General features: G+C 68.4%; 13 protein-coding genes. All 13 read left to right on the plus strand.

The features are described from left to right. The first annotated feature begins 82 nt into the window (after positions 1 to 82). The 13 genes from rplL to rpsS all read left to right on the plus strand — a co-directional run bounded on the left by rplL (position 83) and on the right by rpsS (position 16692). Positions 83 to 472, plus strand: coding sequence for a 50S ribosomal protein L7/L12 (gene rplL / locus AB2L27_RS09455; RefSeq protein ID WP_370441227.1), 390 nt, complete (start codon positions 83 to 85; stop codon positions 470 to 472). Between the two features lie 407 nt (positions 473 to 879). Then, positions 880 to 4389: a DNA-directed RNA polymerase subunit beta gene (gene rpoB, locus AB2L27_RS09460; RefSeq protein ID WP_370441319.1), complete on the plus strand. Its 3510-nt coding sequence runs from the start codon at positions 880 to 882 to the stop codon at positions 4387 to 4389. Positions 4390 to 4503: 114 nt separating this feature from the next. Next, the gene (locus tag AB2L27_RS09465) at positions 4504 to 8385 is read left to right on the plus strand and encodes a DNA-directed RNA polymerase subunit beta' (RefSeq protein ID WP_370441228.1); all 3882 of its coding nucleotides are present in this window, start codon (positions 4504 to 4506) and stop codon (positions 8383 to 8385) included. A gap of 287 nt (positions 8386 to 8672) precedes the next feature. Beyond that, on the plus strand, positions 8673 to 9047 hold the full coding sequence (rpsL, locus tag AB2L27_RS09470; protein WP_012084987.1) for a 30S ribosomal protein S12: 375 nt from the start codon (positions 8673 to 8675) through the stop codon (positions 9045 to 9047). A gap of 1 nt (position 9048) precedes the next feature. Continuing rightward, positions 9049 to 9519: a 30S ribosomal protein S7 gene (gene rpsG / locus AB2L27_RS09475; RefSeq protein WP_106209636.1), complete on the plus strand. Its 471-nt coding sequence runs from the start codon at positions 9049 to 9051 to the stop codon at positions 9517 to 9519. Between the two features lie 62 nt (positions 9520 to 9581). Continuing rightward, the gene (gene fusA / locus AB2L27_RS09480) at positions 9582 to 11684 is read left to right on the plus strand and encodes an elongation factor G (RefSeq protein WP_370441229.1); all 2103 of its coding nucleotides are present in this window, start codon (positions 9582 to 9584) and stop codon (positions 11682 to 11684) included. Between the two features lie 168 nt (positions 11685 to 11852). Beyond that, positions 11853 to 13046 carry an elongation factor Tu gene (tuf, locus tag AB2L27_RS09485; RefSeq protein ID WP_370441230.1) on the plus strand — a complete coding sequence of 398 codons (1194 nt, stop codon included), beginning with the start codon at positions 11853 to 11855 and terminating at the stop codon, positions 13044 to 13046. A 454-nt stretch (positions 13047 to 13500) separates the two neighbouring features. Then, the gene (gene rpsJ / locus AB2L27_RS09490) at positions 13501 to 13809 is read left to right on the plus strand and encodes a 30S ribosomal protein S10 (RefSeq protein WP_012084982.1); all 309 of its coding nucleotides are present in this window, start codon (positions 13501 to 13503) and stop codon (positions 13807 to 13809) included. A gap of 13 nt (positions 13810 to 13822) precedes the next feature. Further along, positions 13823 to 14482, plus strand: coding sequence for a 50S ribosomal protein L3 (rplC, locus tag AB2L27_RS09495; RefSeq protein ID WP_370441231.1), 660 nt, complete (start codon positions 13823 to 13825; stop codon positions 14480 to 14482). 5 nt (positions 14483 to 14487) lie between these two features. Beyond that, positions 14488 to 15192, plus strand: a complete 705-nt coding sequence (rplD, locus tag AB2L27_RS09500; RefSeq protein WP_370441232.1) for a 50S ribosomal protein L4 — start codon at positions 14488 to 14490, stop codon at positions 15190 to 15192. Then, complete coding sequence (rplW, locus tag AB2L27_RS09505) at positions 15189 to 15500, plus strand: 50S ribosomal protein L23 (RefSeq protein ID WP_370441233.1); 312 nt, start codon at positions 15189 to 15191, stop codon at positions 15498 to 15500. Before rplD ends, rplW begins: the two co-directional genes overlap by 4 nt. Positions 15501 to 15558: 58 nt before the next feature. After that, positions 15559 to 16395 (plus strand): 50S ribosomal protein L2, encoded by an 837-nt coding sequence (rplB, locus tag AB2L27_RS09510; protein WP_370441234.1) that lies wholly within the window; start codon positions 15559 to 15561, stop codon positions 16393 to 16395. Positions 16396 to 16410: 15 nt separating this feature from the next. Further along, the gene (rpsS, locus tag AB2L27_RS09515) at positions 16411 to 16692 is read left to right on the plus strand and encodes a 30S ribosomal protein S19 (RefSeq protein WP_367636833.1); all 282 of its coding nucleotides are present in this window, start codon (positions 16411 to 16413) and stop codon (positions 16690 to 16692) included. Positions 16693 to 16747 lie beyond the last annotated feature (55 nt).

Raw genomic sequence — 16747 nt, forward strand, 5'->3', positions numbered from 1 at the left:
CGGCGGACCGACGAGCTCGACCACACCACCCGCCCGCAGGCGCACACCTGCGGATCACCCCAGCACAGGAAGGACCGCCACCATGGCGAAGCTCAGCACCGAAGAGCTCATCGACGCGTTCAAGGAGCTCACCCTCATCGAGCTCTCCGAGTTCGTGAAGCAGTTCGAGGAGACCTTCGACGTCACCGCGGCCGCCCCCGTGGCCGTCGCCGCCGCCGGTGGTGCCGCTGGCGGCCCCGCCGCCGAGGCCGAGGACGAGAAGGACGAGTTCGACGTCATCCTCGCCGCCGCCGGTGACAAGAAGATCGGCGTCATCAAGGAGGTCCGCGCGCTGACCTCCCTGGGCCTCAAGGAGGCCAAGGACCTCGTGGACGGCGCCCCCAAGCCCATCCTCGAGAAGGTCAACAAGGAGACCGCCGAGAAGGCGAAGGCGCAGCTCGAGGGCGCCGGCGCCACCGTCGAGCTCAAGTGATGCCCGCCCCGGCCTGACCGGGGCGCACCACGCCGCAGGGGCGGCCGGACACCCGTCCGGCCGCCCCTGTCCGCGTCCGGGGCCCGCCGGGGGTGCCGGGGGTGCCGGGGGAGGGGCGTCCGGGTGACGCGTCGTCCACAGTCCGGGGAGTCGCCTTGACGCGGCAGTCCCGGCGGAGCATCCTCATCACCGGTCGTCCCTGACCCGGGTACCGCAACGACACCGACGTCGTGGGTGCCCCGGGGGTCCGGCCCGGGTCCGCCGTGGGCCGGGGTTGGACTTGCACGCCTGTGCGCGCTATGCTGCTGTTTTGCGCTGCCCAAAGTCATATGGCCGGTCGTCGCCGTGAGAACGACCGAGTGGGGCGGGGAGCGCGCAACGTTCGCAGGCCCGTGGAAGGACCCCTCTTGGCTGCCTCGCGTCCAGCGTCCGCACCGAACAGCACCGGCACCACCGTCGTCGGCAACCAGTCGCCGCGCACCGTCTCCGGACGGTACTCCTTCGGCAAGATCCACGAACCGCTTGAGGTCCCCGACCTGCTCGCGCTGCAGACCGACAGCTTCGACTGGCTGCTCGGCAACAAGCGCTGGCAGGACCGGGTGGAGGCGTCCACCAACGGTGGCCTCGCCGTCCCGACGACCTCCGGTCTGGAGGAGATCTTCGAGGAGATCTCGCCGATCGAGGACTTCTCCGGCTCCATGTCGCTGTCGTTCCGCGACCACCGGTTCGAGCCGTCGAAGTACTCCCTGGACGACTGCAAGGAGCGCGACCTCACCTACGCCGCTCCGCTGTTCGTCACCGCGGAGTTCATCAACGGCAACACCGGCGAGATCAAGTCCCAGACGGTCTTCATGGGCGACTTCCCGCTCATGACCGACCGGGGCACCTTCGTCATCAACGGCACCGAGCGCGTCGTCGTCTCCCAGCTCGTCCGCTCGCCCGGCATCTACTTCGAGCGCGTCCCGGACAAGACGTCCGACCGCGACACCTGGACGGCGAAGATCATCCCGTCCCGCGGTGCGTGGCTGGAGTTCGAGATCGACAAGCGCGACACCGTCGGTGTCCGCGTCGACCGCAAGCGCAAGCAGTCCGTCACGGTCCTCATGAAGGCCCTCGGCTGGAGCGAGTCCCAGATCCGCGAGGAGTTCGCCGACTACGAGTCGATGATCTCCACGCTGGAGAAGGACCACACCTCCGGCGTCGAGGACGCGCTGCTGGACATCTACCGCAAGCTGCGCCCGGGCGAGCCGCCGACGCAGGAGGCCGCGCGCAACCTGCTCGACAACCTCTACTTCAACCCCAAGCGCTACGACCTCGCCAAGGTCGGCCGCTACAAGGTGAACAAGAAGCTGGGCATGGAGGAGCCACTGAGCTCCAGCGTGCTCTCGGTCGACGACATCGTGCGCACCATCAAGTTCCTCGTGAAGCTGCACGCCGGCGAGGTCTCGATGCCGGGCGTGCGGAACGGCCAGCCCGTCGACGTCCGCGTCGAGGTCGACGACATCGACCACTTCGGCAACCGCCGCCTGCGCAGCGTCGGCGAGCTCATCCAGAACCAGGTCCGCACCGGCCTGTCCCGGATGGAGCGCGTCGTGCGCGAGCGCATGACGACGCAGGACGTCGAGGCCATCACGCCGCAGACGCTCATCAACATCCGTCCCGTCGTGGCCTCCATCAAGGAGTTCTTCGGGACGAGCCAGCTCTCGCAGTTCATGGACCAGACCAACCCGCTCGCGGGTCTGACCCACAAGCGCCGCCTGTCCGCGCTGGGTCCGGGCGGTCTGTCCCGTGAGCGCGCCGGCATGGAGGTCCGCGACGTCCACCCGTCGCACTACGGCCGCATGTGCCCGATCGAGACCCCCGAGGGCCCGAACATCGGCCTCATCGGCTCGCTGTCCTCCTACGGGCGCATCAACCCGTTCGGCTTCATCGAGACGCCGTACCGCAAGATCGTCGACGGCAAGGTCTCCGACGACGTCGACTACCTGACGGCCGACGAGGAGGACTCCTTCGTCATCGCCCAGGCCAACGCGCCGCTGAACCCGGACGGCTCCTTCGCCGAGGCCCGTGTCCTGGTGCGCGCCAAGGGTGGTGAGACGGAGTTCGTCCCGAACTCCGACGTCGACTACATGGACGTCGCCGCCCGCCAGATGGTCTCCGTCGCGACCGCGATGATCCCGTTCCTGGAGCACGACGACGCCAACCGCGCGCTCATGGGCGCGAACATGCAGCGTCAGGCCGTGCCGCTGGTCAAGACCGAGGCCCCGCTCGTCGGCACCGGCATGGAGTTCCGCGCCGCCGTCGACGCCGGTGACGTCGTCGTCGCGACGAAGGCCGGTGTCGCCACCGAGGTCTCGGCCGACCTCATCACCGTGTCCAACGACGACGGTTCCACGACCAGCTACAAGGTCGCGAAGTTCCGCCGCTCCAACCACGGCACCGCCTACAACCAGCAGGTCGTCGTCGAGGAGGGCGCGCGCGTCGAGGTCGGCACCGTCCTCGCCGACGGCCCGTCCACCGACGGCGGCGAGATGGCCCTGGGCCGCAACCTCATGGTCGCGTTCATGCCGTGGGAGGGCCACAACTACGAGGACGCGATCATCCTGTCGCAGCGCCTCGTGCAGGACGACGTCCTGTCCTCGATCCACATCGAGGAGCACGAGGTCGACGCCCGCGACACCAAGCTGGGGCCCGAGGAGATCACGCGGGACATCCCGAACGTGGCCGAGGACGTCCTGGCCGACCTCGACGAGCGCGGGATCATTCGCATCGGTGCCGAGGTCCGCGACGGCGACCTGCTCGTCGGCAAGGTCACGCCCAAGGGCGAGACCGAGCTGACCCCCGAGGAGCGCCTGCTGCGCGCCATCTTCGGCGAGAAGGCCCGCGAGGTCCGCGACACGTCGCTGAAGGTCCCCCACGGCGAGACCGGCACCGTCATCGGCGTCAAGGTCTTCGACCGGGACGAGGGCGACGAGCTGCCCCCGGGCGTGAACCAGCTGGTGCGCGTCTACGTGGCCAACAAGCGCAAGATCACCGACGGTGACAAGCTCGCCGGCCGTCACGGCAACAAGGGCGTCATCTCCAAGATCCTGCCCGTGGAGGACATGCCGTTCCTCGAGGACGGGACCCCGGTCGACGTCATCCTCAACCCGCTCGGCGTGCCGAGCCGGATGAACGTCGGTCAGGTCCTGGAGCTGCACCTGGGCTGGATCGCCAGCCGCGGCTGGGAGATCGAGGGCCAGCCGGACTGGGCCGAGCTCATCCCCGAGGAGATCCGTTCGGCCCCGGCCGGTTCCCGCATCGCGACGCCCGTCTTCGACGGTGCCCGCGAGGAGGAGATCACCGGGCTGCTGAGCTCCACGCTCAAGACGCGCGACGGCGACCGCCTCGTCCAGGGCGACGGCAAGGCACGGCTGTTCGACGGCCGCTCCGGTGAGCCGTTCCCGGACCCGGTCTCGGTCGGCTACATGTACATCCTGAAGCTGCACCACCTGGTCGACGACAAGATCCACGCCCGCTCGACCGGCCCGTACTCGATGATCACCCAGCAGCCGCTCGGTGGTAAGGCGCAGTTCGGTGGTCAGCGCTTCGGCGAGATGGAGGTCTGGGCCCTGGAGGCCTACGGCGCCGCCTACGCCCTGCAGGAGCTGCTCACGATCAAGTCCGACGACGTCCTGGGCCGCGTGAAGGTCTACGAGGCCATCGTCAAGGGCGAGAACATCCCCGAGCCGGGCATCCCCGAGTCCTTCAAGGTGCTCATCAAGGAGATGCAGTCGCTGTGCCTGAACGTGGAGGTCCTCTCCTCCGACGGCATGGCGATCGAGATGCGCGACAGCGACGAGGACGTCTTCCGGGCGGCCGAGGAGCTGGGCATCGACCTGGCGCGGCGCGAGCCGAGCAGCGTCGAAGAGGTCTGACGGAGGAGCGGGTGGGGGAGCGCCCCCACCCGCCTCCGGCCGGACAACGGAGCCCCGCACCGGGGTTCCTCGGACAAGTCAGACCTCGGAAGAACCTAGAGAAAGAAGATCACGTTGCTCGACGTCAACTTCTTCGACGAGCTGCGCATCGGGCTGGCCACCGCGGACGACATCCGCACGTGGTCGCACGGTGAGGTCAAGAAGCCGGAGACCATCAACTACCGCACCCTGAAGCCGGAGAAGGACGGGCTCTTCTGCGAGAAGATCTTCGGCCCCACCCGGGACTGGGAGTGCTACTGCGGCAAGTACAAGCGCGTCCGCTTCAAGGGCATCATCTGCGAGCGCTGCGGTGTCGAGGTCACGCGGGCCAAGGTCCGTCGTGAGCGCATGGGGCACATCGAGCTCGCCGCCCCCGTCACGCACATCTGGTACTTCAAGGGCGTCCCGAGCCGGCTGGGCTACCTGCTCGACCTGGCTCCGAAGGACCTCGAGAAGGTCATCTACTTCGCGGCCTACATGATCACCTCGGTGGACGAGGAGGGTCGCCAGCGCGACTTCTCCTCCCTGGAGGCCCAGATCGAGGTCGAGAAGCGCGAGGTCGAGAACCGCCGCGACTCCGACGTCGACGCCCGCGCCAAGACGCTCGAGGCCGACCTGGCCGAGCTGGAGGCCGAGGGGGCGAAGTCGGACGTGCGCCGCAAGGTGCGCGAGTCCGCCGAGCGGGAGATGGCGCAGATCCGTCGTCGCGCCGACACCGAGATCGACCGCCTGACGACGATCTGGGACCGCTTCCGCACCCTGAAGGTCCAGGACCTCGAGGGCGACGAGGTGCTCTACCGCGCCATGCGCGAGCGCTTCGGCATGTACTTCGAGGGCGGCATGGGGGCGGCGGCGCTGCAGAAGCGCCTGCAGAGCTTCGACCTGGAGGCCGAGGCCGAGTCCCTGCGCGAGACCATCGCCACGGGCAAGGGCCAGCGCAAGACGCGGGCCCTGAAGCGCCTCAAGGTGGTCTCGGCGTTCCTCACCACGCGCAACTCGCCCGACGGCATGGTCCTGGACTGCGTCCCGGTCATCCCGCCGGACCTGCGCCCGATGGTGCAGCTCGACGGTGGCCGCTTCGCGACCTCCGACCTCAACGACCTGTACCGCCGCGTCATCAACCGCAACAACCGGTTGAAGCGACTGCTGGACCTCGGGGCTCCCGAGATCATCGTGAACAACGAGAAGCGCATGCTGCAGGAGGCCGTCGACGCGCTGTTCGACAACGGCCGCCGCGGCCGGCCGGTGACGGGTCCGGGCAACCGCCCGCTGAAGTCGCTGTCCGACATGCTCAAGGGCAAGCAGGGCCGGTTCCGCCAGAACCTGCTCGGCAAGCGCGTCGACTACTCGGGCCGTTCGGTCATCGTCGTCGGCCCGCAGCTGAAGCTGCACCAGTGTGGTCTGCCCAAGCAGATGGCCCTGGAGCTGTTCAAGCCCTTCGTCATGAAGCGGCTCGTGGACCTGTCGCACGCGCAGAACATCAAGTCGGCCAAGCGCATGGTCGAGCGCGCCCGCCCGGTGGTCTGGGACGTCCTGTCCGAGGTCATCACCGAGCACCCCGTGCTGCTCAACCGCGCGCCCACGCTGCACCGCCTGGGCATCCAGGCCTTCGAGCCCCAGCTGGTCGAGGGCAAGGCCATCCAGATCCACCCGCTCGTCTGCACCGCCTTCAACGCGGACTTCGACGGTGACCAGATGGCCGTGCACGTGCCGCTGAGCGCGGAGGCGCAGGCCGAGGCCCGCATCCTCATGCTGTCCTCGAACAACATCCTCAAGCCGGCGGACGGCCGTCCGGTGACCATGCCCACCCAGGACATGATCATCGGGCTGTACCACCTGACCGCCGACCGGGACGACGTCGAGGGCGTCGGGCGCGTGTTCTCCTCGCTCGCCGAGGCGATCATGGCGTTCGACGCGCGGCAGCTGCACCTGAACGCGAAGGTGCGCATCCGCCTGCAGGGCGTCGTGCCGGCCGAGGGCTGGACGCTGCCCGAGGACTGGACCGCCGGGGACGACCTCACGGTCGACACGACGCTGGGTCGCGCGCTCTTCAACGAGACGCTCCCGGTCGACTTCCGGTACGTGAACACGGCCGTGGACAAGAAGCACCTGTCCGCGATCGTCAACGAGCTGGCCGAGAAGTACCCCAAGGTTCAGGTCGCGGCCGCCCTCGACGCCCTGAAGGAGGCCGGCTTCCGCTGGGCCACCCGCTCGGGGACCACCGTGTCCATCGCCGACGTCGTGGCGCCGCCGAACAAGCTGACGATCCTGGAGACCTACGAGGCCAAGGCCGAGAAGGTCCAGCAGCAGTACGAGCGCGGTCTGATCACCGACGACGAGCGCCGTCAGGAGCTCATCGAGATCTGGACGCAGGCCACGAACGAGGTCGCCAAGGACCTCGAGCAGGCCATGCCGCAGCACAACACCATCCACCGCATGGTGAGCTCGGGTGCACGAGGCAACTGGATGCAGATGCGTCAGCTCGCCGGGATGCGTGGCCTCATGGCCAACCCGAAGGGCGAGATCATCCCGCGTCCGGTCAAGGCCTCCTTCCGCGAGGGCCTGACCGTGGGTGAGTTCTTCATCACCACGCACGGCGCCCGCAAGGGGCTGGCGGACACCGCGCTGCGGACCGCCGACTCCGGGTACCTCACCCGTCGTCTCGTGGACGTCTCCCAGGACGTCATCGTGCGCGAGGAGGACTGCGGCACCAGCCGCGGCCTGTCGATGCCGATCGCGGAGAAGGGTGCCGACGGCACCCTGCGCCGCCACGACGACGTCGAGACGAGCGTCTACGCCCGGACCCTGGCGACCGACGTGCTCGCCGGCGGGGAGGTCGTGCTCGCGGCCGGGGCCGACCTCGGGGACGTCGTCATCGACGCCCTCGTCGCCCAGGGCGTGGAGTCGGTCAAGGTGCGCTCGGTGCTGACGTGCGAGTCGCGCGTGGGGACCTGCGCCCACTGCTACGGCCGCTCGCTGGCCTCGGGCAAGCTCGTCGACATCGGCGAGGCCGTCGGCATCGTCGCGGCCCAGTCGATCGGTGAGCCCGGCACCCAGCTGACGATGCGCACCTTCCACACCGGTGGTGCCGCGTCGGAGTCCGGTGACATCACGCACGGTCTGCCGCGCGTGGTCGAGCTGTTCGAGGCCCGCACCCCCAAGGGGAACGCGCCGATCTCCGAGGTCGCGGGCCGTGCCCGGATCGAGGAGACCGACAAGGGCCGCAAGATCGTCGTGACCCCCGACGACGGCGCCGACGAGGTCGAGTACCCCGTCACGCGTCGTCAGCGGCTCCTGGTCGAGGACGGCACGCACGTCGAGGTCGGGCAGAAGCTCGTCCAGGGTGCGGTCGACCCCAAGCAGGTGCTGCGCATCCTCGGCCCGCGCCGGGTGCAGATGCACCTGGTCGACGAGGTGCAGGAGGTCTACCGCTCCCAGGGCGTGTCGATCCACGACAAGCACATCGAGGTCATCGTCCGCCAGATGCTCAAGCGGGTGACGATCATCGAGCAGAACGGCTCCGAGCTGCTGCCCGGGGAACTCGTCGAGCGCGCGCGCTTCGAGGAGGAGAACCGCCGGGTCATGGCCGAGGGCGGTCAGCCGTCCTCCGGTCGCCCGGAGCTCATGGGGATCACGAAGGCGTCGCTCGCGACCGACTCGTGGCTGTCCGCCGCCTCCTTCCAGGAGACGACCCGCGTCCTGACGAACGCGGCCATGGAGGGCAAGAGCGACCCGCTGCTTGGGCTCAAGGAGAACGTCATCATCGGCAAGCTCATCCCGGCCGGTACGGGGCTGCCCCGCTACCGCAACATCCGGGTCGAGCCGACCGAGGAGGCCAAGGCGCAGATGTACTCGGTGCCCGGCTACGACGACGTCGACTACGCCCAGTTCGGGGTGGGCTCCGGCCAGGCCGTCCCGCTCGAGGAGTTCGACTACGGCAGCAGCGACTACCGCTGACGCCCCTCCGGGCCGTTCCCTCCCCCGGCGACGGGGGAGGGGGCGGCCCGTCACGGGCCGTCGCCGGTGGCGTGCGCCCGTTTTGACCACTCAGCAACAGCGCGGGTAGTCTCGTGTCCGCTTGACACGAGCGCGCCCGCGACCAGGTGACAGGACGTCACTCCTGCGGGACCTCGACCGAACGACACGCCCGACCTCGTGGGTCGGCGGGGGTCGAGCGCCGGCCCATGACGGGCGGCGCGTTCCCAGGACAGCCGAACCACCAGATCGAGACAGACGGAGACAGGGTGCCCACCATCCAGCAGCTGGTCCGCAAGGGCCGGGAGGACAAGGTCGTCAAGACCAAGACGCCCGCCCTCAAGGGCAGCCCGCAGCGCCGTGGCGTGTGCACGCGCGTGTACACCACGACGCCGAAGAAGCCGAACTCGGCGCTGCGCAAGGTCGCTCGCGTGAAGCTGACCAGCGGCATCGAGGTCACGGCCTACATCCCCGGCGTCGGCCACAACCTGCAGGAGCACTCGATGGTCCTGGTCCGCGGTGGCCGCGTGAAGGACCTGCCGGGTGTCCGCTACAAGATCGTCCGCGGGTCGCTCGACACGCAGGGTGTGAAGAACCGCAAGCAGGCGCGCAGCCGCTACGGCGCGAAGAAGGAGAAGAGCTGACATGCCGCGCAAGGGCCCCGCACCCAAGCGTCCCCTCGTGGTGGACCCGGTCTACCAGTCCCCGCTGGTGACGCAGCTCGTCAACAAGATCCTCCTCGACGGCAAGAAGTCCGTCGCCGAGTCCATCGTGTACGGCGCCCTGGAGGGCGCCCGCGACAAGACCGGCGGCGACCCCGTCGTCGTGCTGAAGCGTGCGCTCGACAACGTCAAGCCCGCGATCGAGGTCAAGTCCCGCCGCGTCGGTGGCTCGACCTACCAGGTGCCGATCGAGGTGCGCCCGAGCCGTTCCACGACGCTGGCCCTGCGCTGGCTCGTCGGTTACGCCCGGCAGCGCCGCGAGAAGACGATGACCGAGCGTCTGCTCAACGAGATCCTCGACGCCTCGAACGGCCTCGGTGCCGCGGTGAAGCGCCGCGAGGACACGCACAAGATGGCCGAGTCGAACCGGGCCTTCGCGCACTACCGCTGGTGACCCCAGCGGCGGGCTGCGCTCGCCGTTCCACACCCTCGATCCCAGGGAAGAGGCAGTAAACCGTGGCACAGGACGTGCTGACGGACCTGACCAAGGTCCGCAACATCGGCATCATGGCGCACATCGACGCCGGCAAGACCACGACGACGGAGCGGATCCTCTTCTACACGGGGATCAACTACAAGATCGGCGAGGTCCACGACGGCGCGGCCACGATGGACTGGATGGAGCAGGAGCAGGAGCGGGGGATCACCATCACCTCCGCCGCCACCACCTGCTTCTGGGAAGGCACCCAGATCAACATCATCGACACGCCCGGCCACGTCGACTTCACGGTCGAGGTCGAGCGGTCCCTGCGCGTCCTCGACGGTGCTGTCGCCGTCTTCGACGGCAAGGAGGGTGTCGAGCCCCAGTCCGAGACCGTGTGGCGCCAGGCGGACAAGTACGACGTCCCGCGCATCTGCTTCGTCAACAAGATGGACAAGCTGGGTGCGGACTTCTACTTCACGGTGAAGACCATCGTCGAGCGCCTCGGCGCCGAGCCGCTGGTCATGCAGATCCCGATCGGGGCCGAGAACGACTTCCTCGGTGTCATCGACCTGGTGTACATGCGCGCGCTGACCTGGCGCGGCGACACCGCCAAGGGCGAGGCGTACACCAAGGAGGACATCCCGGCCGAGCTGCAGGAGAAGGCCGAGGAGTACCGGACCAAGCTCCTGGAGCGCGTGGCCGAGACCGACGAGGCCCTGCTCGAGAAGTACCTCGGCGGCGAGGAGATCTCCCCCGAAGAGATCAAGGCGGCCGTCCGCAAGCTGACGATCGGCAGCGAGGTCTACCCGATCTTCTGCGGCTCCGCGTTCAAGAACAAGGGCGTGCAGCCCATGCTCGACGCGGTGCTGGACTACCTGCCCTCGCCGCTGGACGTGAAGCCGATGATCGGCCACAAGGTCGGCGACGAGTCGGTGGAGATCCTGCGCAAGCCGGACTCGACCGAGCCCTTCTCCGCGCTGGCCTTCAAGGTCGCCGCGCACCCGTTCTTCGGGAAGCTGACGTACGTCCGCGTCTACTCCGGGGTCGTCTCCGCCGGCTCGCAGGTCGTGAACTCGACCAAGGGCAAGAAGGAGCGCATCGGGAAGCTCTTCCAGATGCACTCCAACAAGGAGAACCCGGTCGACGAGGCCCGTGCGGGTCACATCTACGCGATGATCGGCCTGAAGGAGACGACGACGGGGGACACCCTGTCCGACCCGGCTCAGCAGGTCGTCCTCGAGTCGATGACCTTCCCCGAGCCCGTCATCTCGGTCGCCATCGAGCCCAAGACGAAGGGCGACCAGGAGAAGCTCGGCACCGCGATCCAGCGCCTGGCCGAGGAGGACCCGACCTTCCAGGTCGAGCTCGACCAGGAGACCGGCCAGACCATCATCAAGGGGATGGGCGAGCTCCACCTCGACATCCTCGTGGACCGCATGAAGCGCGAGTTCAAGGTCGAGGCCAACGTCGGCAAGCCGCAGGTCGCCTACCGCGAGACCATCCGCCGGGCGGTGCTCAAGGAGGACTACACCCACAAGAAGCAGACGGGTGGGTCCGGTCAGTACGCGAAGGTCCAGGTCTCGATCGAGCCCATGGACACCACCGACGGGACGTTCTACGAGTTCGTCAACGCCGTCACCGGTGGTCGCGTGCCGCGCGAGTACATCCCCTCGGTGGACAACGGGATCCAGGAGGCGATGCAGGAAGGCGTCGTCGCCGGCTACCCGCTGGTGGGCATCAAGGCCTCCCTCGTCGACGGGGCGGCGCACGACGTCGACTCGTCCGAGATGGCCTTCAAGATCGCCGGCAAGATGGTCCTGCGCGAGGCTGTCCGCAAGGCGCAGCCCGTGCTGCTCGAGCCGGTCATGGCCGTCGAGGTGCGTACGCCCGCCGACTACATGGGCGAAGTCATCGGCGACCTGAACTCCCGCCGTGGGCAGATCGAGTCCATGGAGGACGTCAGCGGGGCCAAGCTCGTCAAGGCCGCCGTCCCGCTGTCGGAGATGTTCGGCTACGTCGGGGACCTCCGGTCCAAGACCCAGGGCCGCGCGGTTTACTCGATGCAGTTCTCCAGCTACGCGGAGGTTCCGCGGAACGTGGCGGACGAGATCGTCAAGAAGGTCCGCGGGGAGTGACCCGCTCCTGACACACCCGGGGGAGCGGTCCGCGAAGCCGTTGCCAGCAGACCGCTTCCCCACGGTACGACCCCTGGACCACCGCCGTGTGGGCCAGTGACCAGCCAGGTCACCCACCCACCCGTTGAACCGGGTCGGGAAGAAACGACAGTCCGAGGAGGACCCCCAGTGGCGAAGGCGAAGTTCGAGCGGACCAAGCCGCACGTCAACATCGGCACGATCGGTCACATCGACCACGGGAAGACGACGTTGACCGCGGCGATCACCCGCGTGCTGCACGACAAGTTCCCGGAGCTCAACAAGGCTTCGGCGTTCGACCAGATCGACAAGGCCCCTGAAGAGCGTCAGCGCGGCATCACGATCTCGATCGCTCACGTCGAGTACCAGACCGAGGCGCGTCACTACGCCCACGTCGACTGCCCGGGTCACGCGGACTACATCAAGAACATGATCACGGGTGCGGCGCAGATGGACGGCGCCATCCTCGTGGTCGCGGCCACCGACGGCCCGATGCCGCAGACGAAGGAGCACGTCATCCTGGCCCGCCAGGTCGGCGTCCCCTACATCGTCGTGGCGCTGAACAAGGCCGACATGGTCGAGGACGAGGAGCTCCTCGAGCTCGTCGAGATGGAGGTGCGTGAGCTCCTCTCGTCCTACGAGTTCCCGGGCGACGACGTCCCCGTGGTCCGCGTCTCGGCGCTGAAGGCCCTCGAGGGCGACGCCGAGTGGGGCGACAAGCTCATGGAGCTCATGACCGCGGTCGACACCGCGATCCCCGAGCCCGAGCGCGCCGTCGACCAGCCCTTCCTCATGCCGATCGAGGACGTCTTCACGATCACCGGCCGCGGCACCGTCGTGACCGGCCGCATCGAGCGCGGTGTCCTGAACGTCAACCAGGAAGTCGAGATCGTCGGCATCAAGCCGACCTCCTCGAAGACCACCGTCACCAGCATCGAGATGTTCAACAAGATGCTGGACTCGGGCCAGGCCGGCGACAACGCCGCCCTGCTGCTGCGTGGTCTCAAGCGTGACGACGTCGAGCGCGGCCAGGTCGTGACCAAGCCGAACTCGATCACCCCGCACACCGAGTTCGAGGGTCAGGCCTACATCCTGTCCAAGGACGAGGGTGGCCGTCACACGCCCTTCTACAACAACTACCGTCCGCAGTTCTACTTCCGGACGACCGACGTCACGGGCGTCGTCTCGCTGCCCGAGGGCACCGAGATGGTCATGCCCGGTGACAACACCGAGATGAAGGTCGACCTCATCCAGCCCATCGCGATGGAAGAGGGCCTGAAGTTCGCGATCCGTGAGGGTGGCCGCACCGTCGGCGCCGGTCGGGTCACGAAGATCATCAAGTGAGTCACGCCGCCGCGGGGCGCTGATCCCGCGGCGGACCGCTCGCCGCACGCGAAGGGGCGGGTCCACCGGGACCCGCCCCTTCGTCGTGGGGGAGCAGCCCAGCACCGGTCCGCCGCTGCTCGATTCGCCAAGGGCCGCCTCCGTCTGGCAGACTGTCGGGGTTGCTGCGCCGCTGGACCGCGCCTGGATCACGATTCCACCCGATCCGGGGACCGGGCCAGACCACCGGCCGGCAACCGCGAACGTCGAACGTCTCGGACGGGCGGCGAACGGTTCACCTGGACCTCCAGGGCAACCTGAACAGGACGACAGGACCACACCGGGCAACCGGGCGAGGGTGCAGATCGTGCGACAGCACGACACGCCCGACCTCGGGGGTCGGAGCCCCACCCCACGGGGCGCCGCGCCGCGCGCGAGTCAGTAGCGGTACGAAGAGAGAGAGTCAGACGACGCCATGGCGGGACAGAAGATCCGCATCAGGCTCAAGGCCTACGACCACGAGGTCATCGACAGCTCGGCGCGCAAGATCGTCGACACGGTGACCCGCACTGGTGCCTCGGTCGCAGGGCCCGTGCCGCTGCCGACGGAGAAGAACGTCTACTGCGTCATCCGCTCGCCGCACAAGTACAAGGACAGCCGCGAGCACTTCGAGATGCGCACGCACAAGCGTCTCATCGACATCATCGACCCGACGCCGAAGACCGTCGACTCGCTCATGCGGCTCGACCTCCCGGCCGGGGTCGACATCGAGATCAAGCTCTGAGGGACTGCACACGATGAGCGACAGGCAAGTGCGAGGGGTGCTCGGCACCAAGCTCGGCATGACCCAGCTGTGGGACGCGGACAACCGCGTCGTCCCGGTGACGGTCGTCAAGGTCGAGCCGAACGTCGTGACCCAGATCCGCACCACTACCACCGACGGCTACGAAGCCGTCCAGCTGGCCACCACGGCGATCGCGCAGCGCAAGGCGAACAAGCCCGCTGCCGGCCACTTCGCGAAGGCGGACGTCGCGCCTCGCCGTCACCTGGTGGAGCTGCGCACGACCGACGCCGGTGAGTACCAGCTCGGTCAGGAGGTCACCGCCGAGGTCTTCGCGACCGGCACGACCGTCGACGTGGTCGGGACCACCAAGGGCAAGGGCTTCGCCGGTGTCATGAAGCGTCACGGCTTCGCCGGTGTGGGCGCCTCCCACGGTGCGCACCGCAACCACCGCAAGCCCGGGTCGATCGGCGGCTGCGCCACCCCGGGTCGCGTGTTCAAGGGCATGCGGATGGCCGGGCGCATGGGTGCTGCCCGCCAGACGACCCAGAACCTGACCGTGCAGGCCATCGACGCGGAGAAGGGCCTGCTGCTCATCACGGGCGCGATCCCCGGTCCCCGCGGCGGGCTCGTGCTCGTCAAGAGCGCGTCCAAGGCGCGCGTGAAGGAGGCCTGAGCCAGATGTCGACCGAAACTCACGCCACCGAGAACGTCACCGTCCCCCTGCGGACGGCTGACGGTGGCACCAACGGCACCGTCGAGCTGCCGGCGAAGGACTTCGCCCGCCAGGCGAACGTCGCCCTGATCCACCAGGTCGTGACCGCCCAGCTCGCCGCCGCCCGCCAGGGCACGCACGCGACGAAGACGCGGGGCGAGGTCCGCGGTGGCGGCAAGAAGCCGTACAAGCAGAAGGGCACCGGTCGTGCCCGCCAGGGTTCGCTGCGCGCGCCGCAGTTCACCGGTGGTGGCACCGTGCACGGCCCCCAGCCGCGCGACTACGCCCAGCGCACGCCCAAGAAGATGAAGGCCGCCGCCCTGCGCGGTGCCCTGTCCGACCGGGTGCGTCACGAGCGTCTGCACGTCGTCGAGGGCCTGGCCTCCGGCGAGGTCCCCTCGACCAAGACGGCGCGCACGCTCATCGCCACGCTGTCCGGCCGCAAGAACGTGCTGGTCGTCCTGACCCGCGACGACGAGGTCTCGCAGAAGTCGCTGCGCAACCTCGACAACGTGCACGTCCTGCCGGCGGACCAGCTCAACACCTACGACGTCCTGAAGAGCGACGACGTCGTCTTCACCCGCGCGGCCCTCGACGCCTTCGTCGCCGGCCCGCGCAAGGGTCGCACCGCGACCGCGGTGGCGGCGGAGTCCGAAGGGAGCACCCTGTGAGCGCGCTCGGCGGAACCCAGAAGGACCCGCGCGACATCCTGCTCGCGCCGGTCGTCTCGGAGAAGAGCTACGGGCTCATCGACGAGGGCAAGTACACCTTCCTGGTGGACCCGCGGGCCAACAAGACCGAGATCAAGATCGCGGTCGAGAAGGTCTTCGGCGTCAAGGTCTCCGCGGTCAACACCGCGAACCGTCAGGGCAAGAGCCGTCGCACCCGGTTCGGTACGGGCAAGCGCAAGGACACCAAGCGGGCCATCGTGACGTTGCGCGAGGGCACGATCGACATCTTCGGCGGCTCGGTCGCCTGAGCCCGCCAGGGGCTCGCACGACTGCCGTAGACACCTTCGAACCCGAGGAAACGCTGCAATGGGAATCCGCAAGTACAAGCCGACGACGCCGGGCCGCCGTGGCTCGTCCGTCGCCGACTTCGTCGAGATCACGCGGAGCGAGCCGGAGAAGTCGCTCGTCCGCCCGCTGTCCAAGACCGGTGGCCGCAACTCGTCCGGGCGCATCACCACCCGTCACATCGGTGGTGGCCACAAGCGCGCGTACCGCGTCATCGACTTCCGTCGTCACGACAAGGACGGCGTCGTCGCCAAGGTCGCGCACATCGAGTACGACCCCAACCGCACCGCCCGCATCGCGCTGCTGCACTACGTGGACGGCGAGAAGCGCTACATCATCGCCCCGGCGAAGCTGAAGCAGGGTGACCGGATCGAGAACGGCCCCGAGGCCGACATCAAGCCGGGCAACAACCTGCCGCTGCGCAACATCCCCGTCGGCACGGTCATCCACGCCATCGAGATCCGTCCCGGTGGCGGCGCGAAGATCGCCCGTTCCGCGGGGTCCAGCGTCCAGCTCGTCGCCCGCGAGGGCCGGTACGCGCAGCTGCGCATGCCGTCGGGCGAGATCCGCAACGTCGACGTCCGCTGCCGCGCCACCATCGGCGAGGTCGGCAACGCCGAGCAGTCCAACATCAACTGGGGCAAGGCCGGCCGCATGCGCTGGAAGGGCAAGCGCCCGACCGTGCGCGGTGTGGCCATGAACCCGATCGACCACCCGCACGGTGGTGGTGAGGGGAAGACGTCCGGTGGGCGTCACCCCGTCAGCCCCTGGGGCAAGCCTGAAGGCCGTACGCGGCGTCCGGGCAAGGAGAGCGACAAGCTCATCGTCCGTCGCCGCCGCACCGGCAAGAAGCGCTGATAGGGAGCTAGAGCCATGCCTCGCAGCTTGAAGAAGGGCCCGTTCATCGACGACCACCTCCAGAAGAAGGTGGACGCGCAGAACGAGGCCGGTACGCACAACGTCATCAAGACCTGGTCCCGCCGTTCGGTCATCACGCCGGACTTCCTGGGTCACACGTTCGCGGTGCACGACGGCCGCAAGCACGTCCCCGTCTTCGTCACCGAGTCGATGGTGGGGCACAAGCTCGGCGAGTTCGCAGCCACGCGGACGTTCAAGGGCCACGAGAAGGACGACCGCAAGGGTCGTCGCCGCTGAGCCACCGGCTCACGCGACACAACCTTTCGAGACCGAAACCAGGAAGCAGGACAGG

Source organism: Kineococcus halophytocola (assembly GCF_041276425.1).
Taxonomy (GTDB): domain Bacteria; phylum Actinomycetota; class Actinomycetes; order Actinomycetales; family Kineococcaceae; genus Kineococcus; species Kineococcus halophytocola.

Coding starts and splice junctions, on each gene's coding strand:
- rplL (WP_370441227.1), top strand. CDS start 83: ATGGCGAAGCTCAGCACCGAAGAGCTCATCGACGCGTTCAAGGAGCTC.
- rpsG (WP_106209636.1), top strand. CDS start 9,049: ATGCCGCGCAAGGGCCCCGCACCCAAGCGTCCCCTCGTGGTGGACCCG.
- rpsJ (WP_012084982.1), top strand. CDS start 13,501: ATGGCGGGACAGAAGATCCGCATCAGGCTCAAGGCCTACGACCACGAG.
- rplC (WP_370441231.1), top strand. CDS start 13,823: ATGAGCGACAGGCAAGTGCGAGGGGTGCTCGGCACCAAGCTCGGCATG.
- rplD (WP_370441232.1), top strand. CDS start 14,488: ATGTCGACCGAAACTCACGCCACCGAGAACGTCACCGTCCCCCTGCGG.
- rplB (WP_370441234.1), top strand. CDS start 15,559: ATGGGAATCCGCAAGTACAAGCCGACGACGCCGGGCCGCCGTGGCTCG.
- rpsS (WP_367636833.1), top strand. CDS start 16,411: ATGCCTCGCAGCTTGAAGAAGGGCCCGTTCATCGACGACCACCTCCAG.